This is a genomic window from Peterkaempfera podocarpi (assembly GCF_042466665.1).
Lineage (GTDB): Bacteria > Actinomycetota > Actinomycetes > Streptomycetales > Streptomycetaceae > Peterkaempfera > Peterkaempfera podocarpi.
The window spans coordinates 5,278,327-5,294,763 of sequence record NZ_CP162102.1 but is presented as its reverse complement, the minus strand read 5'-3'; the positions used below and the strand labels follow the sequence as shown (position 1 = coordinate 5,294,763).

Here is a 16,437-nt window from a genome sequence, read left to right as displayed (position 1 = left end):
CCTCAGGACCCAACAGCGCGCCCAACCAGACCCCCACCCCGAAAACCGCGTTCCACACGCCGAAGCGCAGTACTAACAGCCCCACAGTGAGGACCGGCCGAATATTCAACGTTCCACCCATGAGCAACCACACGAGGACATTCGCCCCGAGCTGGCCATATGCTCCTTAGAAAGGAGGTGATCCAGCCGCACCTTCCGGTACGGCTACCTTGTTACGACTTCGTCCCAATCGCTGGTCCCACCTTCGACGGCTCCCCCCACAAGGGTTGGGCCACCGGCTTCGGGTGTTACCGACTTTCGTGACGTGACGGGCGGTGTGTACAAGGCCCGGGAACGTATTCACCGCAGCATGCTGATCTGCGATTACTAGCGACTCCGACTTCATGGGGTCGAGTTGCAGACCCCAATCCGAACTGAGGCCGGCTTTTTGGGATTCGCTCCACCTCGCGGTATCGCAGCCCATTGTACCGACCATTGTAGCACGTGTGCAGCCCAAGACATAAGGGGCATGATGATTTGACGTCGTCCCCACCTTCCTCCGAGTTGACCCCGGCAGTCTCCTGTGAGTCCCCGACATTACTCGCTGGCAACACAGAACAAGGGTTGCGCTCGTTGCGGGACTTAACCCAACATCTCACGACACGAGCTGACGACAACCATGCACCACCTGTACACCGACCACAAGGGGGACCGTATCTCTACGGTTTTCCGGCGTATGTCAAGCCTTGGTAAGGTTCTTCGCGTTGCGTCGAATTAAGCCACATGCTCCGCCGCTTGTGCGGGCCCCCGTCAATTCCTTTGAGTTTTAGCCTTGCGGCCGTACTCCCCAGGCGGGGAACTTAATGCGTTAGCTGCGGCACGGACGACGTGGAATGTCGCCCACACCTAGTTCCCAACGTTTACGGCGTGGACTACCAGGGTATCTAATCCTGTTCGCTCCCCACGCTTTCGCTCCTCAGCGTCAGTATCGGCCCAGAGATCCGCCTTCGCCACCGGTGTTCCTCCTGATATCTGCGCATTTCACCGCTACACCAGGAATTCCGATCTCCCCTACCGAACTCTAGCCTGCCCGTATCGAATGCAGACCCGGGGTTAAGCCCCGGGCTTTCACATCCGACGCGACAGGCCGCCTACGAGCTCTTTACGCCCAATAATTCCGGACAACGCTCGCACCCTACGTATTACCGCGGCTGCTGGCACGTAGTTAGCCGGTGCTTCTTCTGCAGGTACCGTCACTTGCGCTTCTTCCCTGCTGAAAGAGGTTTACAACCCGAAGGCCGTCATCCCTCACGCGGCGTCGCTGCATCAGGCTTTCGCCCATTGTGCAATATTCCCCACTGCTGCCTCCCGTAGGAGTCTGGGCCGTGTCTCAGTCCCAGTGTGGCCGGTCGCCCTCTCAGGCCGGCTACCCGTCGTCGCCTTGGTAGGCCATCACCCCACCAACAAGCTGATAGGCCGCGGGCTCATCCTGCACCGCCGGAGCTTTCCACGCACCCCCATGCAGGAGTGCGTCATATCCGGTATTAGCACCGGTTTCCCGGTGTTGTCCCAGAGTGCAGGGCAGATTGCCCACGTGTTACTCACCCGTTCGCCACTGATCCACCCCGAAGGGCTTCACCGTTCGACTTGCATGTGTTAAGCACGCCGCCAGCGTTCGTCCTGAGCCAGGATCAAACTCTCCGTGAATGCTTAGATCCACGAGAGCGGCACGGCATCCGGCGGAATAAGCCGAACCCGCGCACAGCGTCCTCGCTGTACTTCATTCAAAGGAACCCAAAGGGTTCAAAAATCTGGCGTTGAATTTTGGCACGCTGTTGAGTTCTCAAGGAACGGACGCTTCCATCGAAACCCTTCCGGGCCCCTCCGGGCGCTTCCCTTCTTCGTGTCTCCAGCTTATCAGATCCGCTTACCGCTTTTCCGACCCCCGCTGGCGGGGTTTTTCTTTCCGTACTTCGTTCCGAAGCCTATCAGACTCGCGGAACTCCGTTTTCCGGATTCGCTGCACCGGAGCGCACGCGACCACAGTTCCATTTAACTGGATTCACTGCGGATTTCGCGATTCGCTACCGGATCGGCGGTGTCGTAGACACTAGCGCCCGCTCCCACTGTTGTCCAGTCGGAGGCAACCGTTCGAACCTACTCGTGCAGTCGGCCCAAGTCAATGGGTCCAGCAACACGATCATGAGAGTAGCAGGCCGCAGCACATGCCCGCACATCCGGCTCAGGCCGCCACGGGCAGTTCATCCGTACGGTCCGCCTCCTCCACGTCGCCGATGTCGCCCGCTCGGTGGGCCCTGCGGCCCACGGCGAACACATAGGCGAGGAAAAGGGCCTCCGCCATGGCACCGATTCCGATGCGGGCCCAGGTTGGCAGCGAGGAGGGGGTGACGAAGGCTTCGAGAATGCCGGAGACCAGCAGGACTGCGGTAAGACCCATGATCATCCCGATGGTGGCCCGGCCCTCTTCGGCGAGTGCCGCGCCGCGGGTACGGGGTCCGGGATCGATGACGGTCCAGCCGAGGCGAAGACCCATGCCGGCCGCGACAAAGACAGCGGTCAGCTCCAGCATCCCGTGCGGGAGCAGCAGTCCCAGGAAGAGGTCGAGCCGTCCGGCGGCGGCCATCACACCGATGCCGATGCCGATGTTGATGATGTTCCCCGCCAGCGCATAGAGCACCGGAAGCCCCAGCAGCACTCCACCGACCAGGCAGAGGGCGGCGGCCCAGGCGTTGTTGGTCCACACCTGGGCGGCGAAGGAACTCGCGGGATGGCTGGAGTAGTAGGCCTCGTACTCACCGCCGGGGCGGGTCATCTCCCGGATCTGCTCGGGGGTCGCTATGGCGGCGCGTACGTCCGGATGGCCGGCGATCCAGACCGCGACGACGGCCACCAGTGCCAGTGACGCCAGCGCGGTGGGTACCCACCACCGCCGGGTCCGGTAGAGCGCTGCCGGAAAGGTGGCGGCGAAGTAGCGGCCTGCGTCGTGCCAGCCCGCTGTCCTGGCCCCGGTGACGGCGCTGCGGGCGCGCGCCACGAGAGAGGTGAGGCGTCCCACGAGAGTCGGGTCGGGGGCGGCCGACTGGACCTGGGAGAGATGGGTGGTGACGCGCTGGTAGAGGTCCACCAGTTCGTCCGCCTCGGCGCCGCTGAGGCGGCGCCTCCTGCAGAGCCCGTCCAGCCGGGCCCACTCCGCCTGGTGGGCGGTGACGAAGACGTCCAGATCCATGGCGGGCTCCAGGCTCCAGGAGGCGGCTTGGCACAGCGGGGGACAGCTTGCCAGAGACGTGCTCCCGGCTATCCCGCCGCCCGCCCTCGGCCGTATCTTGACCGCAGGGGCACCGGCGGGACCGGTCCTCCCGATGCGTCCGAGCGCTGCGTGGGAACGGGTGGATGTTTCAGTGAGCGACCTGGTGACCGGTGAGGCCGTCGTCCTGGGGGTGCAGCCGGCCAAGCTGCCCAGCCGGATGATCGCCTGTGCACTGGACCTGCTCGTGCTCTTCGTCGTCACGATCGCGCTCACGCTGGTTCTGGCGTTCACCGCTCCCGACCTGGACCCGGCCGCCACAGCGGCGGTGACGCTCTGCCTCATGGTCGGCATCCTGGTCGGGATACCCGTGGTGGTGGAGACGCTGTCGCGCGGGCGTTCGCTGGGGAAGCTGGCGCTGGGGCTGCGAGTGGTCCGCACGGACGGCGGGCCGGTGCGGTTCAGGCATGCGCTGGTCCGCGGGCTGGTGGGGTTCTTCGAGATCATCGCGCTGATCGGGGTCCCCGCGGTGATCAGCTCGGTGGTCTCCGACCGGGGACGCCGGCTGGGGGACGTCTTCGCAGGCACCCTGGTGGTCCGGGAGCGGGTGCCGGGTGCGGGGGGCGGCCGCAGCCCGCTGCCGCCCCTGCCGCCGCAGCTGATGCACGCTCTGGGCGGGGAGCTCGCCTCGCTGGACCTCTCGGCCGTACCGGACGGGCTGTGGCTGGCCATCCGCCAGTACCTCGGACGGATGCAGCAGCTCGACCCCCAGGTCGCCTGGAACATGGCCCAGCAGCTGGCGGCCGACCTGGTCATGCGTACCGGGCGCGCGGCGCCCGAAGGGCTGCATCCTGCCGCGTACCTGGGCGCCGTACTGGCGGAGCGCCAGCAGCGGGAGTGGCGGCAGATGACGGCCGGCCAGCAGTTCGTGCAGCCCTATCCGGTGCCTGCGCCGACGGGCCCCGCCCACCAGGTTGCGCCCTGGGCGGCGGCGCCTGTCCCCGTCGCCTCCCCCACGGTCCCCCTCCCGCCGCCCGGCCCCCTCCACCCCGCCGCCGCGCCCGTCCCCGCGATGCAGGACGCGCCGTCGGCCGCGTACCAGGCCGCGCCAGCTGCCCCTGCCTCCGCCCCTGCGCCTCGGGGAGTGGCCGCGGACAAGGATGCCGACGGTCTCGGCGGCTTCGCACCGCCGGCCTGACTGGCCGAGCGGCGGTCAGGCCCCGGGGTCGGAGAGCGGCCGCTGGTTGGGAGGGCCGTCCAGGGCTTCCAGCTCGATACCGGGCGCGGCGAGCACCACGTCCCCGGCCAGGTGCACCTGGTGCTGCTCACCGGTCTGCAGATCCGCGACGGTGTAGCGCTCCACGCGCAACGGGCCGCTGTCAGTGGTGTGTGTTTCGATTCCGTCCAGGGACCAGCCCTGGTCCAGGGTGCGTGGTGCGAGTACGGGATCTGTCAGGGCGACCAGGCGCAGCCGGTTCCTGCCTCCGGGGTGCAGCCGGAGCAGCCGGGCGGTGGCGACCAGGAATGCGGGCGAGCGGCCGGTGAAGGCATGCGCGCGGTCATGCCCTTCGGTGGCATGGGTGGTGTCGGGGTCGGTGGCATCGGTGCGGACCCAGGTGAGTCCCTCCAGCATGCCGCCGCGCACCTGCCAGTCACCGCTGCGCAGTTGGAGGCGCAGGGGGCGGCCTAGGGAGTCGAGGGTGAGATCGACGGCGCCGGTGGGGGTGCTGTCGGTGCCGAAGACCTGTGAGGTGTAGCGCCAGCCGGCCGGGCCGGGGGCGCAGCTGAAGTGTTCCTCTCCGAGGGGGGTGTCGTCGTGAGGATCATGCAGGGAGTAGCGGCCGCTGGGCATGCTCGCATGCTACGGCGGGAGCGGGCCGGGCCCCGGACCTGGTGGCAGGTCCGGGGCCCGGCAGGCGGTGCTCTGCGTCCGCCGACGCGTCTGCTGCGACGGTCAGTAGCGGTAGTGGTCGGACTTGTACGGGCCCTCCACCGCGACGCCGATGTAGGAGGCCTGCTCCTCGGTCAGCGTGGTGAGCTTGACGCCGAGCGCGTCCAGGTGGAGGCGGGCGACCTTCTCGTCCAGGTGCTTGGGGAGGGTGTAGACGCCGACCGGGTACTCCTCGGTCTTGGTGAAGAGCTCGATCTGGGCGATCGTCTGGTTGGCGAAGGAGTTGGACATCACGAAGGACGGGTGTCCGGTGGCGTTGCCCAGGTTGAGCAGCCGGCCTTCGGAGAGCACGATCAGGGTCTTGCCGTCGGCGAAGGTCCAGGTGTGGACCTGCGGCTTGACCTCGTCCTTGACGATGCCGGGGATCCGGGCCAGGCCGGCCATGTCGATCTCGTTGTCGAAGTGGCCGATGTTGCCGACGATCGCCTGGTGCTTCATCCGCTCCATGTGCGAAGCCAGGATGATGTCCTTGTTGCCCGTGGTGGTGACGAAGATGTCGGCGGTCTCGACGACATCCTCCAGCGTGGTCACCTGGTAGCCGTCCATCGCGGCCTGCAGCGCGCAGATGGGGTCGATCTCGGTGACGATCACGCGGGCGCCCTGGCCGCGCAGCGACTCCGCGCAGCCCTTGCCGACATCGCCGTAGCCGCAGACCACGGCGACCTTGCCGCCGATGAGGACATCGGTGGCGCGGTTGATGCCGTCGATCAGCGAGTGGCGGCAGCCGTACTTGTTGTCGAACTTGGACTTGGTCACCGAGTCGTTGACGTTGATCGCCGGGAACAGCAGGCCGCCGTCGCGGTGCATCTCGTACAGGCGGTGGACGCCGGTGGTGGTCTCCTCGGTGACGCCCTTGATCGCGGCGGCGGCCTCGGTCCACTTGCGGGGCGACTCGGCGAGGGTCCGGTTCAGCAGCTCCAGGATGATCCGGTACTCGTCGTTGTCCGCGGTGGACGGGTCCGGGGCCGCGCCGGCCTTCTCGAACTCCACGCCCTTGTGGACGAGCAGGGTGGCGTCACCGCCGTCGTCCAGGATCATGTTCGGGCCGACCTCGCCCGGCCAGCTGAGCGCCTGCTCGGTGCACCACCAGTACTCCTCCAGCGTCTCGCCCTTCCAGGCGAAGACCGGGATGCCCTGGGGGTCCTCCGGGGTGCCGTCGGGACCCACCGCGATCGCTGCGGCGGCGTGGTCCTGGGTGGAGAAGATGTTGCAGGAGCACCAGCGGACCTGGGCGCCCAGCGCCACCAGAGTCTCGATCAGCACCGCCGTCTGCACGGTCATGTGCAGCGAGCCGGTGATCCGGGCGCCGGCCAGCGGCTGCGTCTCGGCGTACTCCTTGCGGATGGCCATCAGGCCGGGCATCTCGTGCTCGGCGAGCTGGATCTCCTTGCGGCCGAAGGAGGCCAGGGAGAGGTCTGCGACCTTGAAGTCGGTGGCGGTCTGGGACGCCATGCGTCTGCTCCTCGCGCTGATTGTGGGGCGGGTCGGGTGCGCCGGGTGGTCCCGGTGCGAAGGCCTGGTGCGGTGTGCCATAGCAGGTGGACGTCCGGGAGAGCACGGCCTCATGGAGGTGTGAAGTGGCTGCGTACAGCCGCGCGCACCTCCACGGGGTGGCTTGGTCCCGTGGTCCACCGGGACCGGCGGACCGGTCCCCTTGCTCCGGCACAGTCCGTCGGAGGCCCTCTCTCCCTCGACCGGTGTGTGCGGCGGGCCGCACTCCGTCCGATCGACCGCCATCAGCAGCGACGTCTGGCTCTGCCAACGAATCTACACCGCGCGTTGCGGAGCGTGGCTGCCATCCTGGCGATTCCGGCCACCCTGAGCACATGCGGCCGCGGCCCCACCACTACGCTTCCGGCCGTCTTCCCGCCAGGGGGAGGCAGGGCGGAAGGGGACGTGCATGCCGGGAGCGACAGAGGACCGGACCTGGGCTCCACCACCGGGCGTACTGCCGGGCCCGGGCCGGCCCACCCCGCGTGGGCTGTGGGTCTGCCTGGCGGTGGTGCTGGTTGGAGTCCTCGCGGCGGCTGCCGGAATGGCGCTGTATGTGCACGGCTACCGGACCTTCACTGTGTCCAGTGCGGCCATGCGGCCCACGCTTCAGCCCGGCGACAAGGTGACGGTCCGACGGATCGGCGCCGGCGAGCTGCACCGGGGCGATGTCGTGGTCATCGCGGTGCCCGACTGGATGGAGCGGGCGGTGGTGGTCGAGCGGGTGGTGGGGCTCGGCGGCGACCGGATCACGGTGGGGCGGGACGGCGCGCTGACCGTCGACGGCAAGGCCGTTCAGGAGCCGTATCTGAAGCCCGGGGGTGGATCCGGCGAGCGGCCGTTCTCAGCAGTGGTGCCGAGCGGACGTGTCTTTCTGATGGGGGACAACCGGAACGACGCCTTCGACTCGCGCTATCACCTGGACGAGCAGCAGGGCAGTGTGTCCACGGCGGGCCTCCGGGGGCGGGTCGAGCGGGTGCGGTCCGGTTCTGGCGACCGCTATCTCACCCCGACACTCGCCTTCGCCAAGGTGGGCGACGGCCGTGTGGCCCAGGAGGATCCGGTTCAGTATCTGCTGCTGGTGGTGGTGGGCGGCGGGCTGGCACTGGCCGGGCTGATCGCGACACCGGTGACCCTCCGGGTCTCCCGGCGGCGGGCACGGCTGCGTACGACCGAAGGCTGAACAGCAGTCGTCCGGCCAGGCCGGCCCGGCCCACCCTCGGCCTGCTGATCCTGGAACTGCTGGAAGTGCTGGAACTGCTGGAACTGCTGGTACTGGTGGGCCTGCTCGGACCGCTCGGCCCGGCGAGGCACTCGTCGGGGAGACAGCGGCCGGCATGGCACTGCCCGGGACCACGGGTCCCGGGCAGTGGCCGGCTGTGCGGATCAGTGAGCGGTCGAGCCGGACCCGGGACCGGGGCCACCCGGGGTGGCCAGCGGATCGGGTCCGGCGGCCGCGGCCTCGGCGCTGTAGACGTCCGGTTCGAGGTAGATGACGCGAGCGATCGGCACCGCCTTGCGGATCCGCGCCTCGGCGGCGTCGATGGCACGGGCGACATCGCCTGCGGTGTCGTCGTGGCGTACGGCGATCTTGGCTGCGACGAGCAGCTCCTCCGGGCCGAGGTGGAGCGTACGCATATGGATCAGGCCGGCGACGCTGTCGTGGTCGACGATCGCCCGGCGGATCTCGTCGACGGTCTCCTTGCCGGCGGCCTCGCCGAGCAGCAGGCTCTTGGTCTCGACCGCCAGCACCAGGGCGATGGCGATCAGCAGGATGCCGATGCACAGAGTGCCGATGCCGTCCCACACCCCGTTGTCGGTGGCGATCGCCAGTCCGACCCCGATCAGCGCCAGGACCAGGCCGATCAGCGCGCCGAAGTCCTCCAGCAGCACCACCGGCAGCTCGGGGGCCTTGGCCCGTCGGATGAACTGCGACCAGCCGAGGGAGCCGCGGATCTGGTTGGACTCGCGGATCGCGGTACGGAAGGAGAAGCCCTCCGCGACGATCGCGAACACCAGCACACCCACCGCCCAGTACCAGCTCTCCAGCGCGTGCGGATGGGCGATCTTCTCGTAGCCCTCGTACACGGCGAACATGCCGCCGACCGAGAACAGCACGATCGAGACCAGGAAGCCGAAGACGTAGCGCTCGCGCCCGTAGCCGAAGGGGTGCTCCTCCGTTGCCTCACGCTGAGCCCGCTTCCCGCCCAGCAGCAGAAGGCCCTGGTTGCCGGAGTCGGCAACGGAGTGGACGGCCTCCGCCAGCATCGAGGAGGAGCCGGTGATGACGAACGCAACGAACTTGCTCGCCGCGATCGCCAGGTTGGCGCTCAGGGCAGCCACGATCGCCTTGGTACCGCCGGATGCACTCATGGTGCGGTTCTGTCCTTCCGCCGGGCCGCTGCGGGCCTGCTGGTCTCGTCGTCGGGCGTCCCCGCCACGGCGCGCCATTCTCGCACCAGCGGCCGGGGGCATCTGCCCGCACCGGCGCGGCGGCACTCCTGGTGGTGCTCCGGAGCGCCGCCGCGCCGGTCAGAGCGAGACGGTGGCGCGGAAGACCACGCACCACTGCCGCCGAGGGTGACCTCCGCACCGTCGGCCGGCAGGTAGGCGGACTGACCGCGGGTCAGGTCCAGGGACCGTCCCGCGGCGTCGGCCAGCGTGGCCTCGCCTTCGGTGACCAGCAGGATCTGCGGGGTGCGGCCGGACACCGCCCGGGGCGTGCCGTCCAGTACGTAGCGGGAGAGCCGGAACTCTGCGACCGGTGCGGGGTACAGCTCCTCACCGTCCGCGCCGGGCACGGGCTGCGGTGTCAGCACGGTCGGCCTGGTGGCGGAGAAGTCCACCACCCGCATCAGTTCCGGGACGTCCACGTGCTTGGGGGTGAGCCCGCAGCGCAGCACATTGTCGGAGTTGGCCATCAGCTCCACCCCGAGGCCGCTGAGGTAGGCGTGCGGCACGCCGGCGCCGAGGTAGAGCGCCTCACCGGGCCGGAGCACCACATGGTTGAGCAGCAGCGCGGCGATGATTCCGGGGTCGCCGGGGAAGTCCTGGGCGGCACCGGCGTAGGCGGCGCAGGAGGCGGCATAGGGGCCGTCACCGGCCGCCGCCTTCTCCAGTGCCTCGGCCACCTCCCCCGCCACGGTCGCCAGTCCGTCCCGGTCGGCCCCCAGCACCTCGGCGAGCACCGTACGCAGCGCCTGCTCCTCGGGTGCGGTCCGCAGCACGGCGGCCCACGGGGCGAGGGCGGCGACGCCAAGGTGGTCGAAGAGGTCAGCGGTCTCGGCCGGAGCGCGGAAGCCGCACAGCCCGTCGAAGTCGCTCAGCGCGCAGATCATCTCCGGCTTGTGGTTGGCGTCCTTGTAGTTGCGGTGCGGGGCGTCCAGCGGCACTCCGGCCGCCTCCTCCGCCGCAAAGCCCTCCCGCGCCTGCTCGAGCGTCGGGTGCACCTGCACGGAGAGCGCATGGCCGGCGGCCAGGACCTTGAACAGGAACGGCAGCCCGGGGCCGAAGCGCTGCACCACGGCGGCACCCAGCTCCCGCTCCGGATCGGTGGTGACCACCTCGGCCAGCGAGCGCTCCCCCTGGCCACGGTCGATCCGCGAGGGTGCGCCGGGGTGGGCCCCCATCCACAGCTCCGCCTGCGGTTCGCCGGTCGGCTGCCGGCCCAGCAGCGCGGGGATGGCCGTGGTGGAGCCCCAGGCGTAAGGGCGGACGGTGTTCACAAGGCGGTCCATGCGCGCTGCTGCTTCTTCCTGGGTCGGAGGTGGTGGCTGCGTCGGGGGCGGAGGGCCGGTGCCGGATGCACGACCCTAACCGACGCGGATGAAATCCGGCCCGGGCAAGGAGGAGATGTCCGTGACGAGGCGGCAGTACGGACTGGAGGTGTCGATTGGGCTCCCCGGGCGGCCGGGTCAGGCCGCTCCGGTCCCGGCAGCGAGCCCGAGGTAGACCGCGGCGAAGTCGGTGGTGCCGACCAGTTCGGCCAAGGCCTCCACCGGGTCGCCGTGTGCGCTGGCGAGCTCGCCCAGCACCACCCCGTGGTCCTCGGCCAGCCGCTGGGCACGGGCGACGGTGCGGTGGAGCACCGCGGCATCGCGGTCCCGGGGGCCCTGCGGCGTACCGTTGCCGGCTTCGCCCCTGTCGGAGCGCCCCTCGGCGCCGGGCTCCTCCTCGAACGCGGGCTCGTCGACCCGGCGCAGCAGCAGCACCTGGAGCCGCAGCGGATCGGGTTCGTCGACCCGGTCGCGGAAGAAGTCGTCGGCGCCGCTGCCGCCGCCGAGCCGTGCGGCGAAGAGCCCACGGTGCTCCGCGAGGGCCTGCGGCAGTACCGCCGCGAGCGACGGCTGCCCTGCCCGGTCGGCGAGCAGCGCGGCAAAGCGGCGGGCCACCGATCCGGTGAGCGGTCCGTCGCCCCAGAGCAGCGGCAGTGCCCCGGAGAGCCGCCCGGCGAGGCTCTTGCCGGGGTTGAGGTAGGCGGCGGCAGCGGGGCGGCAGCGCACCGCGACCTCGTCCAGCCGGTCGGCGGCGGCCTGCAGTGAGCCCTGCTCCACGGAGGCGATCCCGATCCGTCCGGCCAGCGCGAGCAGCGGGGCGAGGATGGCCCAGAGCGCTCCGGGGTCCTCGGGCGGCAGATCGGTCTCGGGTGCGGCGCCGATGCCCTCCGGGCCCGGGGCGGGTGCGGGGGGCGCGTACGGCAGCAACAGGGCGCGGGCCTGGACGGCGGCCTCGGCGAGCGGGCTGCCGGCGGGGGCGATCACCGCGGCGGAGCAGCCGCGGACGTAGGCCTGCTCGACCAGGGCGCAGAGGCCGGGCTCGGTGCCGTCGGCGGAGGCGGTGACCAGCAGGTCGAGGGAGCCGACCCAGCCGGGCAGATGCCAGGCCAGGTCGAGGAGTCCGGCGCGGCCGGTGGCGGGGGCGGACTCCTCGGGTGCGGCCGCAGTGGGGCCGAGCGGCAGCACCGGGCATGCGGTGCCGCCGAGGGCGGCCAGCATCCCCGCCGCGGTGAGTGCGGCGGGTTGTCCGGCGACCAGGACGGTACGTGGCCGGCCGTCGGGCCGGAGCCGGGCGAGCCCCGCCTCGTCGGCGAGCCTCAGCGCGTTGCGGATGCGGGCACCCGCACCGGCAAGGGCCAGCAGGGCGCCCCCGGTGTCGGCGCGCTCCAGCGCCGCCGGGTCGTCGAGCAGTGCGTCGTCGAGCATGCGCCGGTCCTTCCGGGGTTGGCGGAGGGCCCTGGCGGGCGGTCCGCTGGGGGCGCGTTGGCGGCGGGTGCCGGGTCAGACGGGGCGGCGGGCCTCGTCGACCAGGAGGACCGGGATGCCGTCGCGGACCGGGTAGGCCAGTCCGCAGTCGGCGGCGGTGCAGACCAGCTCGGGGTGGCCGTCGTAGTCCGCCTCGTTGAGCGGGGCGCGGCACTGGGGGCAGACGAGGATCTCCAGCAGGAAGGGTTCGAGCTTCATGCGCTGCGGCTCCGAGGTTCAGGGGTCGGGCGTCGGTGTCCGGGCCTCGCGAGAGGGACGCCGAAGGTGCTTTGGTGGCCTCTTCAGCCTACCGGCCGGGACCTGCTCCGACCGGCCGGACGACGCGCTGGGTGTGCGTCGCACCGGCCGGTCGTGGAGGCCCGGAGGTCAGCCGCGCACCAGCGCGAGGACCTCGTCGCGGAGCTTCTCCATGGTGGTCGCGGAGCGGGCCTCCACATTGAGACGCAGCAGCGGCTCGGTGTTGGAGGGGCGCACATTGAACCACCAGGTCGGGCCGGACACGGTGAGCCCGTCCAGCTCGTCCACCGTCACGTCGGGCAGGTCGGCGTAGGCGGCGCGGACGGCGGCGGTGCGGGCCGCCTGGTCCTCGACGGTGCTGTTGATCTCACCGGACGCGGCATAGCGGTCGTACTCGGCGACCAGCGCCGAGAGGGTGCCCTGCTGACCGCCGAGGGCGGCCAGGACGTGCAGCGCGGCGAGCATGCCCGTGTCGGCGCGCCAGAAGTCACGGAAGTAGTAGTGCGCGGAGTGCTCACCGCCGAAGACGGCGCCGGTCCGGGCCATCTCCTGCTTGATGAAGGAGTGGCCGACACGGGTGCGCACGGGGATGCCGCCGTGGTCGCGGACCACCTCGGGGACGGTCCAGGAGGTGATCAGGTTGTGGATGACGGTGGGCTGCCGCTCACCGTCGGCCTTGACCCGCTCCAGCTCGCGGACGGCCACCAGCGCGGTGATGGCGGAGGGCGACACGGGCTCGCCGCGCTCGTCGACCACGAAGCAGCGGTCGGCGTCGCCGTCGAAGGCGAGTCCGATGTCTGCGCCGGTCTCCTTGACCCGGGCCTGGAGGTCGACCAGGTTCTTAGGGTCCAGCGGGTTGGCCTCGTGGTTGGGGAAGGTGCCGTCGAGCTCGAAGTACATCGGCACCAGGTCGATCGGCAGCCCGGCGAAGACGGTGGGCACGGTGTGGCCGCCCATGCCGTTGCCGGCGTCGACGACGACCTTGAGCCGGCGGATGGAGCCGAGGTCGACCAGGCCCAGCAGGTGGTCCGCGTAGGCCTGGAGCAGATCCTGGCTGGTGATGGTGCCCTGCTCGCCCTGGCGCGGAGGGATGGTGACGGTGCCGTCCTCGGCGGTCCAGCCCTCCACCCGCTCACGGATGGTGTCGAGGCCGGTGCCCTCGCCGACCGGCGCCGCGCCCGCGTGGCAGAGCTTGATGCCGTTGTACTGCGCCGGGTTGTGGCTGGCGGTGAACATGGCGCCGGGCAGGTCGAGCTTGCCGCTCGCGAAGTAGAGCTGGTCGGTGGAGCAGAGTCCGATCTCGACCACATCGGCGCCGCGGGAGGTGGCCCCCTCGGCGAACGCCCGGGACAGCCCCGGCGAGGAGGGGCGCATGTCATGGCCGACGACGATCGAGGTGGCCTCGGTGACCTCGACGAAGGCAGCACCGAAGGCACGGGCCAGGGGCTCGTCCCACTGGTCGGGGACGACACCCCGGATGTCGTAGGCCTTCACGATCTGCTTGAGGTCGCGCACTCCGGCTCCGCCCTGGTCTTCGCGGTCGGGGCCGCGAATGTCGATGTGTTGCACTGTCCGCCCCGCCCGGGTCCGCGGGCCCGGTGGGCGGTTGCACCACAGCGGCCGGCCGACGCGCGGGTGCGCGGGCATCCATGTGGTGCAGAGACTACCCGCTGCCTGCGCGCCCTCCGCGTCCTCCTCCGTGTGGGGCCGGGCGACCGGTCCCACACGGAATCAGCCGCCTGTGACGACTGGTACCTCGGACGTACAACCCACCCTTTCCGGTTCCGGTGCGGGGATGGCCTGCTCCGCCCAGATGATCTTTCCGGCGGGGGTGTGGCGGGTTCCCCAGCGTTTGGACAGCTGGGCGACCAGCAGCAGCCCGCGGCCTCCTTCGTCGGTGGTACGGGCATGGCGCAGCCGCGGAGTGGTACTGCTGGCGTCGGAGACCTCGCAGGTGAGCACGGCCTGCCGGATCAGCCGCAGCTGGATCGGGCCGGCCGCGTGCCGGATGGCGTTGGTGACCAGCTCGCTCACCACCAGCTCCGTGGTGAACAGCAGTTGCGGCAGCCCCCAGCACTCCAGCTGCCGGCCGGCCAGCTCCCGGGCGGTGCCCACCACCGCCGGGTCCACGGGCAGGTCCCAGGTGGCGACCTCGTCCGCCCCCAGCCCCCGGGTGCGCGCCAGCAGCAGCGCGACGTCGTCCGACGGGCGGTCGCGGCGCACCGAGCGGATCACCCTTCCGCAGAGCTGCTCCAGCGGCCGGTCCGGCTGGGACAGCGCCGTCCGCAGCCGGCCGAGGGCGACGTCGATGTCCCCGTCGGGGCGGCGCTCGACCAGGCCGTTGGTGTAGAGGGCGAGCAGGCTGCCTTCGGCGAGCTGCAGCTCGGCGGACTCGAAGGGCAGCGATCCGAGGCCCAGCGGCGGCCCCGCGGGCAGCTCGGGGAAGGTGACCCGGCCGTCGGTGTCCACCACGGCCGGGGGCAGGTGGGCGGCGCGGGCCAGGGTGCAGCGCAGGGTCACCGGGTCGTAGACGGCGTACAGGCAGGTGGCGCCGAGAATGGCGGTGGCGGCCTCCTCCTCGGTGAGGCGGACGACCAGGTCGTCCAGGTGGGCCAGCAGTTCGTCCGGGGGCAGTTCCATGTCGGCGAGCGTCTGCACGGCGGTGCGCAGCCTGCCCATGGCGGCGGCCGCCTCGATGCCGTGCCCCACCACGTCTCCGACCACCAGGGCGACCCGGGCCCCCGACAGCGGGATCACATCGAACCAGTCGCCCCCCACCCCCGTCTGACCGTCGGCGGGGAGATAGCGGGAGGCCACTTCGACGGCGGTGCGGCCGGCCAGCCGGTGCGGCAGCAGACTGCGCTGCAGGGTGAGGGCCGCGGTGTGCTCCCGGGTGAAGCGGCGGGCGTTGTCGACACAGAGCGCCGCCCGCGCCACGAACTCCTCGGCGAGCAGCCGGTCGTCGTCGTCCAGGGGGGCCCGTTCGTCCGACTGCCGGACGAAGGTGGCGACGCCGAGGGTGACGCCGCGGGCGCGGAGCGGCAGCCAGAGCGAGGAGAAGGCCCCGAACTCGCGGATCTTGGCGGCGCGTACCGGATCGTCCTCCAGCCAGCGGGCGTGGCCGACGTCGGCCTGCAGAAAGGCGCGGCCCTCGGTCAGGCAGTAGGCGCCGGGCGAGCCCGGGGTGAAGGCCACGGTCTCCCCGACCTCGACGGGGGACTCGGGGCAGCCGCCGCGCAGCGAGTGCTGTGCGGCACGGCGCAGCGGTGTGTCGCCGGCCAGCGGCCCGGGCGCCGGCTCCTCACCGGCGAGCACCGACGGCAGTACGTCGACCATGACGACATCGGCCAGCCGCGGCACCGCGACCTCGGCGAGCTCCTGGGCGGTGCGGCGGACGTCCAGGGTGCTGCCGATGCAGAGGGAGGCCTCGTTCAGCAGGGCCAGCCGGTGCTGGGCCTGCCGCCGGTCGGTGATGTCCATGACCACGTAACAGACGCCGAGCGGCTGCCCCACGGAGTCCTCGAGCCGGAAGTAGGAGGCCGACCAGCAGCGGTCCATCCCACCGGGCGACAGGGGGCTGGTGCCCTGGTACTCGTCGTCGACCAGGGCCTCGCCGCTCTCCAGCACCCGCCGCATCACCCGTTCCAGCCGCTCGGCGTCCGGGCCCGGCTGGGCGTCGCTGATCCGCCTGCCGATCCGCTGATTCCTGGGGATCCCGGCGCTCCGCGCCAGTGCGTCGTTCATCCAGACGCAGCGCAGTTCGGTGTCGACCACACCGATGCCCAGCGGGGAGCCGGTGAAGAAGTGGCGCAGCATCGGGCGGGTGAGGTCCTGGACGGAGGTCCGGGTGTCACTCGCCAGGGCGAGCCAGTTGCGTTCGCCGTCCGCCCGGGTCAGCGGAACCAGCCGCACTTCCAGGTTGGTTGCTGCGCCGTCCCGCCGTCTGGCCTCGACCAGCCCCTCCCAGCCCTCGCGGACCCGCATCCGGGCCGCCGTACGTCCGGGGTCGGCACCCTGGGGAAGGGAGAGGAACTCCGTCGCCAGCCGCCCGACGGCCTCCCGGGCGGAGAAGCCCAGCAGCCACTGGGCCTGCCTGCTCCAGGCCGTGACGGTGCCGTCCGCGCCGATCACCGCGGTGGCCGCCTGAGGGCCACCGAAGGGATCGGGCAGTTCGGCGCACGGCGCATCCTCGGAGGCGGGCATCACGGAATGTCCCATCTGGTGAGGTATGCACCCATCCTAACGCCGCAGGA

General features: G+C 70.7%; 10 protein-coding genes, 1 rRNA gene and 1 pseudogene. 2 read left to right on the top strand and 10 right to left on the bottom strand.

The window, feature by feature from the left end; genetic code table 11:
- Positions 1-170: 170 nt before the first annotated feature.
- Positions 171-1,686, bottom strand: a 16S ribosomal RNA gene (locus AB0761_RS23350).
- Between the two features lie 535 nt (positions 1,687-2,221).
- Positions 2,222-3,226 carry a stage II sporulation protein M gene (locus AB0761_RS23345; protein WP_377271075.1) on the bottom strand — a complete coding sequence of 335 codons (1,005 nt, stop codon included), beginning with the start codon at positions 3,224-3,226 and terminating at the stop codon, positions 2,222-2,224.
- Positions 3,227-3,398: 172 nt separating this feature from the next.
- On the opposite strand from AB0761_RS23345, the gene AB0761_RS23340 reads away from it, so the two are divergent.
- Positions 3,399-4,442: an RDD family protein gene (locus AB0761_RS23340; protein ID WP_377271073.1), complete on the top strand. Its 1,044-nt coding sequence runs from the start codon at positions 3,399-3,401 to the stop codon at positions 4,440-4,442.
- Between the two features lie 15 nt (positions 4,443-4,457).
- Here the strand turns inward: AB0761_RS23340 and AB0761_RS23335 are convergent, their stop codons facing one another.
- Positions 4,458-5,096 carry a hypothetical protein gene (locus AB0761_RS23335; protein WP_377271072.1) on the bottom strand — a complete coding sequence of 213 codons (639 nt, stop codon included), beginning with the start codon at positions 5,094-5,096 and terminating at the stop codon, positions 4,458-4,460.
- Between the two features lie 102 nt (positions 5,097-5,198).
- Positions 5,199-6,647 (bottom strand): adenosylhomocysteinase, encoded by a 1,449-nt coding sequence (gene ahcY / locus AB0761_RS23330; protein ID WP_377271071.1) that lies wholly within the window; start codon positions 6,645-6,647, stop codon positions 5,199-5,201.
- Positions 6,648-7,095: 448 nt separating this feature from the next.
- Between ahcY and lepB the strand changes: the two genes are divergently transcribed.
- The gene (gene lepB / locus AB0761_RS23325; protein WP_377271070.1) at positions 7,096-7,869 is read left to right on the top strand and encodes a signal peptidase I; all 774 of its coding nucleotides are present in this window, start codon (positions 7,096-7,098) and stop codon (positions 7,867-7,869) included.
- 203 nt (positions 7,870-8,072) lie between these two features.
- On the opposite strand, the gene AB0761_RS23320 is transcribed toward lepB, so the two are convergent.
- From AB0761_RS23320 to AB0761_RS23295, 6 genes and pseudogenes are all read right to left on the bottom strand, one after another.
- Positions 8,073-9,059 (bottom strand): cation diffusion facilitator family transporter, encoded by a 987-nt coding sequence (locus tag AB0761_RS23320; RefSeq protein WP_377271069.1) that lies wholly within the window; start codon positions 9,057-9,059, stop codon positions 8,073-8,075.
- 159 nt (positions 9,060-9,218) lie between these two features.
- Positions 9,219-10,423: pseudogene (gene manA / locus AB0761_RS23315) on the bottom strand (mannose-6-phosphate isomerase, class I).
- Between the two features lie 177 nt (positions 10,424-10,600).
- Complete coding sequence (locus AB0761_RS23310; protein ID WP_377271068.1) at positions 10,601-11,887, bottom strand: SIS domain-containing protein; 1,287 nt, start codon at positions 11,885-11,887, stop codon at positions 10,601-10,603.
- 75 nt (positions 11,888-11,962) lie between these two features.
- Positions 11,963-12,145: a Trm112 family protein gene (locus AB0761_RS23305; protein ID WP_377271067.1), complete on the bottom strand. Its 183-nt coding sequence runs from the start codon at positions 12,143-12,145 to the stop codon at positions 11,963-11,965.
- A 168-nt stretch (positions 12,146-12,313) separates the two neighbouring features.
- Entirely contained in the window at positions 12,314-13,699 is a 1,386-nt protein-coding gene (locus tag AB0761_RS23300) for a phosphomannomutase/phosphoglucomutase (protein ID WP_377271066.1), read from the bottom strand.
- Between the two features lie 216 nt (positions 13,700-13,915).
- On the bottom strand, positions 13,916-16,402 hold the full coding sequence (locus AB0761_RS23295; protein ID WP_377271065.1) for a SpoIIE family protein phosphatase: 2,487 nt from the start codon (positions 16,400-16,402) through the stop codon (positions 13,916-13,918).
- Between the last annotated feature and the right edge of the window lie 35 nt (positions 16,403-16,437).